We start from the raw sequence: 6,164 nt of genomic DNA on the forward strand, positions 1-6,164 counted from the left end.
GTCCGGATCCATCCGGACCGGGCGTTCGCGTTCTCCGGGCGGTGCCGGGGTCAGAGCCAGGTGAGGGTGACGCCCTGGGTGGCGAGCCACCGGTCGACATCGTGCCCGCAGGCGCCGAGGCCGTCGACCACGGCGGCCGCCCGCTCGATGGCCCCGTGGGTCTGCGCGGTGTCGAACTGCCCGGCCGCGTGCGCGGTCAGCAGGTCGTCGATGCCGAGCAGTTCGGGTGTGCGGCCGGGGCGGGCCACCACGTGGAGATAGTGACTCTCGGCTCGCCACTTCTTGTCCTCGCACGGCCCGTACTCGCCGATGTCGAGGTAGTGGGTCTGGGTCCGATCGTGGCCCGGGCGCAGGTGATACACCGTGGCGCGCAGCGACAGCTCGGGCAGCAGCCAGGACTCGACGTAGTGGTACCGCGGATTGTCCACTGTCCGTTCGATATACAGACCGAACGGTTCGGCGTGTAAACGCTCCACGGGGTGCAGAAACCCGCGATAATCGGTCCACGACAGATCCGCGAGATTGAAATACTCGAGTCTGGGGCGATGCGGGGACGCCGCGGGGGTGCCGTCGGTCGTCCGGTGCGGGCGCGCGCCATTGGTGGAATTCCGCTGTGGCGTAAACAAACCGGTCATCGCCATGCCTTCTCTCGAATCGTGCGACCAGCGAGCTCAGAGTACACCTGGAGCCGGGGATTCAAACCGTCGTGAACGGACTGAGATCTACGCGACACCGATCGGCGCGCGCGACATGAAATCCCTTGAGGTAACGGTCAATTCAGACATTACTGTTGGTTTACGAATCTGTGTGCCGGCTATGGGAAACGACCTCGTTCGTAGCCCGGAGCGACAACTGATTTCGGGCGATGAGGGTAACTCGTCGGGGACGTTCACAATAGGTTCGGCACGGGCCGTGGGCCGGATTGCCAACGGTCAACGGCTCTCGGCCGTCCGCTGAAGGCGCGGAGAGGCGGTACAGTGCGTGTTCTTGTCGGTGGTCCGTCCTAGGCTGGTGCCATGGCTTTCGCAACCGAGATCCCGGACGACCTGCCGCTGGCCCATTCGGAGCATCGGCCCATCGGTGAGGTCGAGCGGACCGACAGCCAGTTCCAGGTGGTCAGCGAGCACGTTCCGGCCGGTGACCAGCCGGCCGCCATCGCCGAACTCGAGCGGCGCATCCGCTCGGGGGAGAAGGACGTGGTGCTGCTCGGCGCCACCGGTACCGGCAAGTCGGCGACCACGGCCTGGCTGATCGAGCGGTTGCAGCGGCCCACCCTGGTCATGGCCCCCAACAAGACTCTCGCCGCGCAGCTGGCCAACGAGCTGCGCGAGATGCTGCCGAACAACGCGGTCGAGTACTTCGTCTCGTATTACGACTACTACCAGCCCGAGGCGTACATCGCGCAGACCGACACCTATATCGAGAAGGACAGCTCGATCAACGACGACGTGGAGCGACTGCGCCACTCGGCGACGTCGAGCTTGCTCTCGCGCCGCGACGTCGTGGTGGTCGCGTCGGTGTCGTGCATCTACGGCCTCGGCACCCCGCAGTCCTACCTCGACCGGTCGGTGCAGCTGGAGGTCGGCACCGAGATCGATCGGGACCGGCTGCTGCGCCTGCTGGTGGACGTGCAATACACCCGCAACGACATGTCGTTCACCCGCGGCAGTTTCCGCGTGCGCGGCGACACCGTCGAAATCATTCCCTCGTACGAGGAATTGGCGGTGCGCATCGAATTCTTCGGCGACGAGATCGAGGCGCTCTACTATCTGCACCCGCTGACCGGTGATGTGGTGCGACAGGTGGATATGGTCCGGATTTTCCCTGCCACCCATTATGTGGCGGGTCCCGACCGTATGGAACGCGCGGTGCGCGATATCGAGGCCGAACTCGAGACGCGGCTCGCGGATTTGGAGAAGCAGGGCAAACTGCTGGAGGCGCAACGGCTTCGGATGCGCACCCAATACGACTTGGAGATGATCAAGCAGGTCGGTTTCTGCTCGGGCATCGAGAATTACTCGCGGCATATCGACGGGCGGCCCGCGGGTTCCGCGCCGGCCACGTTGCTGGATTACTTCCCCGACGATTTCCTGCTCGTCATCGACGAATCCCACGTGACCGTGCCGCAGATCGGCGGCATGTACGAGGGCGACATGTCCCGCAAGCGCAACCTGGTCGAGTACGGCTTCCGGCTGCCGTCGGCGGTGGACAACCGGCCGCTCACCTGGGAGGAGTTCGCCGAGCGGATCGGGCAGGCGGTGTACCTCTCGGCCACTCCGGGCCCCTACGAACTGGGCCAGACCGGCGGTGAGTTCGTCGAACAGGTGATCCGCCCGACCGGCCTGGTGGACCCGCACGTGGTGGTCAAGCCGACCAAGGGGCAGATCGACGATCTGGTGCACGAGATCCGGCTGCGAACCGAACGCGACGAACGCGTCCTGGTCACCACGCTGACCAAGAAGATGGCCGAGGACCTCACCGACTATCTGCTGGGACTCGGTGTGCGGGTGCGGTATCTGCACTCGGAGATCGACACCCTGCGCCGCGTCGAGTTGCTGCGGCAGTTGCGCCTGGGCGAATATGACGTACTGGTCGGCATCAACCTGCTGCGCGAGGGCCTGGACCTGCCCGAGGTATCGCTGGTCGCGATTCTGGACGCCGACAAGGAGGGCTTCCTGCGGTCCTCCACCAGTCTCATCCAGACCATCGGCCGCGCGGCGCGCAATGTGTCCGGTGAGGTCCACATGTACGCGGACAAGATCACCGACTCCATGCGCCACGCCATCGACGAGACCGAGCGCCGCCGGGCCAAGCAGGTCGCCTACAACGAAGAGCGCGGCATCGATCCGAAACCGTTGCGCAAGAAGATCGCCGACATTCTGGACCAGGTGTACCGCGAGGCCGAGGAGACCGAGGTCGAGGTGGGCGGCTCGGGCCGCAATGCCAGCCGAGGCCGCCGCGCCCAGGGCGAGCCCGGGCGGGCGGTGAGCGCCGGTGTCTACGAGGGCCGCGACGTGCGGAACATGCCGCGCGCCGAACTCGCCGACCTGATCAAGGACATGACCGCGCAGATGATGAACGCGGCCCGCGAGCTGCAGTTCGAGCTGGCCGGTCGCCTCCGGGACGAGATCGCCGACCTGAAGAAGGAACTACGCGGCATGGATGCCGCCGGTCTCTCGTGAGAGAAGGACTGCGGCGTAAGGGCGCTCGGCCAGGACGCCCATCGATCGTGCCGCGGACGGCCCCGCATGCGAGATGTGTAGCGCCGCTGCCCGTTTCTGCATGTCCGGGGCCGGGACGCGCCGCGAATCGGGTGGATTCCGATCAACCACGCCCCGCCCCGACGGGCGCGGTCGTCGAACCCATGGCGGCCCGAGGTCCCCGCTCGGTGAACCGGTTACCGGGCGGGGGAGCGGCGTCCTCAGGCTTGCTGCGCCATCCACTCGTTGACCCGGCGTTCGGCCTCCTCGCGGGAGACGTCCTCGACGCGGGTCATGACGATCCAGCGGTGGCCGAACGGATCCATGACGCGGCCGTAGCGGTCGCCGGTGACGAAGGTCTGCGGCTCGGAGACGAAGCGGGCGCCGTTCTCGGTGGCCAACTTCGAGACCGCGTCCACATCGGGGCAGTAGTGCACCACGCTGGTGTGGACCCAGTCGTCGGCGGGGGCGCGCAGGCCCTCGTCGGGGATCGGCATGCCGACCTGGATGGTGGAGTCGCCGATCAGCAGTTCGGCGTGCGCGGCCTGGCCGTCGGGAAGATCGTTGCGGCTCAGCAGCTTCGCGCCGAACACGGCGCTGTAGAAGTCGATGGCCGCATTGGCGTCGGGGACGGCCAGGAAGCAGGTGATGGAGTGGTAGTCCTGCGGGATCGGATTCACTGTTTCGCTCATGGCCACTACCTTCCTCGGCGCGGCCGCGATGGTCTTGTAAGAAAGCGACAGGGGCGATGACCAGCGCTGACAATCCCGAAAGCCGTTTCGCGCCACGGCCGGTGCCGCCGCCGGAGACCGCCAAGGGCATCCTGCGGCCGCGTCAGCAGAGCGCCGCCAACAACCACGCCCGCCTGCCCGCGGGTGAACGGGTGTCGCGCTATGTCGAGTGGTACTGGGCGGTCCGCTGGGACCGCCGGGGCGAGCCGCCGTTCCATGCCGAGGTGCTGCCGTACCCGTGCGTGAACCTGACCTTCGAGCGCACCCACGAACGCACCGGCGCCTTCGTCACCGGCGTGTGGACCACCAAGTACGTGCGCGAATTGGCCGGGGCGGGTGAGACGTTCGGGGTGAAGTTCCGGGCCGGCGGCTTCGGCGCGTTCACCGGGCTGGACGTGGGCGCGCTCAGCGACACCTCGGTCCCGGCGGCCGAGATCTTCCCCGCCGCCGACACCCTGGCCGAGGCCGTGCTCGCCACCGATGACGCGCTGCTGCGCCGCGAGCTGATCGAGGATTTCCTGGTGGCGGCCCAGGGCGTCGAGGGCGACCAGAGCGCCTACCGCCAGGTCCTGATGATCATCGAGGCCATGGAGCACGATCGCGACCTGACCCGGGTGGACCAGGTCACCGAGCGTTTCGGCATTCCGATTCGCACCCTGCAGCGACTCTTCCGCCGCTATGTCGGGGCGGGCCCGAAGTGGGTCCTGCGCCGCTATCGGCTGCAAGACGGCGCGCACCTGCTGGCCGAGGGCCGTACCTCGGACCTGGCCGCGGTGGCCCTCGAGCTCGGCTATTTCGATCAGGCGCACTTCTCCAACGAGTTCGCCAAGGAGATCGGAATGCCTCCGCTCGAATACGCCCGCATCTCGCTACCATCCTGACAAACTCACTGGTACGGGAATAGCGGTGGACCTGATGAAGTTGGTTGCCATGTCACCTAATGGCACATCGATCATCGAAGGAGCGGGCCATGGACGTGCTGGTGTTGATCGGACGGATCCTGTTCGCGTTTCTGTTCCTCGGCTCGGGCTTCGGGCATCTGGCGCAGCGTGCGTCGATGGCGCAGTACGCGCAGTTCAAGGGCATACCGATGCCCACGCTGGCGGTGCCCGCCTCGGGCGTGCTGCTGCTGGCCGGCGGGTTGAGCGTGGTGCTGGGCGTCTGGGCCGACCTCGGCGCGCTGCTGCTGATCCTGTTCCTGGTGCCGACCGCCTTCCTCATGCACGCCTTCTGGAAGGAGACCGATCCCGAGGCGAAGCAGGCCGAGATGGTGAACTTCAACAAGGACATCGCCCTGGCGGGCGCGTCGCTCATGTTGTTCGCCTTCTTCGCCTACGTCGGCCACGATCTCGGATTGACGCTCACCGGACCGCTTTTCGACCTCTCCTAGGAAATCCGCGGCGACCGGCAAAACGAAGTCACTGATTCCCGGGCCGTTCGTTGTGACGTGACACAACGAACGGCCCGCGGACATTTCGGGCTTGTGACGAATCTCCCAGGCGTGCAAGGCCGTTGGCATTGTGTGTTCCGCGTCGCGATCGCCGGGAAATTCGCTGGTAGCCGGGGCCGTGTTCGGAGCGTGCCGGGAATGTCACAGTCGCCGATCCCGCCACGCGGTGTGATGTGTTGCGATATCGAATATTTCCGCCGGTTATGCCGCTATTGTCAGGCGAAGTTGCCGCGGTGAAAACCCCACTGTCGAGGAATCCGCGGCCCCGACCCTTGTACTTGGAGGAGAAATGACCGCCTACCGGACGATCGTCGTCGGTACCGATGGCTCGGACTCGTCGTACGTCGCCGTCGAGCGGGCCGCGGCTCTGGCCGGCGACGAGGGCGCCACGCTGTACATCGCCTGCGCCTACTTCCCGACGGACGACCGCGATGTCGCCGCGGCCGCGGACGTGCTGAAGGACGAGGCCTACCAGGTGCGCGGCTCCGCGCCCACCAGTGAGATCCTGCGCGTCGCCCGCGACAAGGCCATCGCCCTCGGCGCGGTGAACGTCGTAGAGAAGCCCGTCGTCGGCGAGCCGGTCGAGTCGCTGCTGGACCTGGTGAAGGAGGTGGAGGCCGACCTGCTGGTCGTCGGTAACCGCGGCCTCAACACCCTGGCCGGTCGCCTGCTCGGCTCGGTGCCCTCGGACGTGGCCCGCAAGTCGCGCTGCGACGTGCTGATCGTGCACACCGTGCGCTGACGCTCGAAGAACGAAGAGAAGCGGCCGGGCCCCATCGGGAC

At 66.6% G+C, this 6,164-nt stretch carries 6 protein-coding genes; 4 read left to right on the plus strand and 2 right to left on the minus strand.

Going from position 1 to position 6,164, the window contains the following annotated elements:
- Positions 1 to 50: 50 nt before the first annotated feature.
- Positions 51 to 635, minus strand: a complete 585-nt coding sequence (locus tag ACFV4K_RS34265) for a DUF402 domain-containing protein (RefSeq protein WP_379280450.1) — start codon at positions 633 to 635, stop codon at positions 51 to 53.
- Positions 636 to 1,016: 381 nt separating this feature from the next.
- On the opposite strand from ACFV4K_RS34265, the gene uvrB reads away from it, so the two are divergent.
- Positions 1,017 to 3,182, plus strand: a complete 2,166-nt coding sequence (gene uvrB, locus ACFV4K_RS34270) for an excinuclease ABC subunit UvrB (RefSeq protein ID WP_357285919.1) — start codon at positions 1,017 to 1,019, stop codon at positions 3,180 to 3,182.
- A gap of 239 nt (positions 3,183 to 3,421) precedes the next feature.
- Here the strand turns inward: uvrB and ACFV4K_RS34275 are convergent, their stop codons facing one another.
- A complete protein-coding gene (locus ACFV4K_RS34275) occupies positions 3,422 to 3,892 on the minus strand; it encodes a VOC family protein (RefSeq protein ID WP_379280451.1) in 471 nt (156 codons plus the stop codon).
- Positions 3,893 to 3,948: 56 nt separating this feature from the next.
- Between ACFV4K_RS34275 and ACFV4K_RS34280 the strand changes: the two genes are divergently transcribed.
- The 3 genes from ACFV4K_RS34280 to ACFV4K_RS34290 all read left to right on the plus strand — a co-directional run bounded on the left by ACFV4K_RS34280 (position 3,949) and on the right by ACFV4K_RS34290 (position 6,123).
- Positions 3,949 to 4,812, plus strand: a complete 864-nt coding sequence (locus ACFV4K_RS34280) for a DUF6597 domain-containing transcriptional factor (RefSeq protein WP_379280453.1) — start codon at positions 3,949 to 3,951, stop codon at positions 4,810 to 4,812.
- 89 nt (positions 4,813 to 4,901) lie between these two features.
- On the plus strand, positions 4,902 to 5,321 hold the full coding sequence (locus tag ACFV4K_RS34285; RefSeq protein ID WP_379280454.1) for a DoxX family protein: 420 nt from the start codon (positions 4,902 to 4,904) through the stop codon (positions 5,319 to 5,321).
- Between the two features lie 349 nt (positions 5,322 to 5,670).
- Positions 5,671 to 6,123, plus strand: coding sequence for a universal stress protein (locus ACFV4K_RS34290; protein ID WP_379280455.1), 453 nt, complete (start codon positions 5,671 to 5,673; stop codon positions 6,121 to 6,123).
- Positions 6,124 to 6,164 lie beyond the last annotated feature (41 nt).

It is taken from the genome of Nocardia sp. NPDC059764, from assembly GCF_042732555.1.
In the GTDB taxonomy this organism is placed as follows: Bacteria; Actinomycetota; Actinomycetes; order Mycobacteriales; family Mycobacteriaceae; genus Nocardia.

Bases quoted from the DNA above. Each gene is read 5' to 3' on its own strand.
- uvrB (WP_357285919.1), top strand. From the start codon at position 1,017: ATGGCTTTCGCAACCGAGATCCCGGACGACCTGCCGCTGGCCCATTCG.
- ACFV4K_RS34290 (WP_379280455.1), top strand. From the start codon at position 5,671: ATGACCGCCTACCGGACGATCGTCGTCGGTACCGATGGCTCGGACTCG.
- ACFV4K_RS34275 (WP_379280451.1), bottom strand. From the start codon at position 3,892: ATGAGCGAAACAGTGAATCCGATCCCGCAGGACTACCACTCCATCACC.
- ACFV4K_RS34285 (WP_379280454.1), top strand. From the start codon at position 4,902: ATGGACGTGCTGGTGTTGATCGGACGGATCCTGTTCGCGTTTCTGTTC.
- ACFV4K_RS34265 (WP_379280450.1), bottom strand. From the start codon at position 635: ATGACCGGTTTGTTTACGCCACAGCGGAATTCCACCAATGGCGCGCGC.
- ACFV4K_RS34280 (WP_379280453.1), top strand. From the start codon at position 3,949: ATGACCAGCGCTGACAATCCCGAAAGCCGTTTCGCGCCACGGCCGGTG.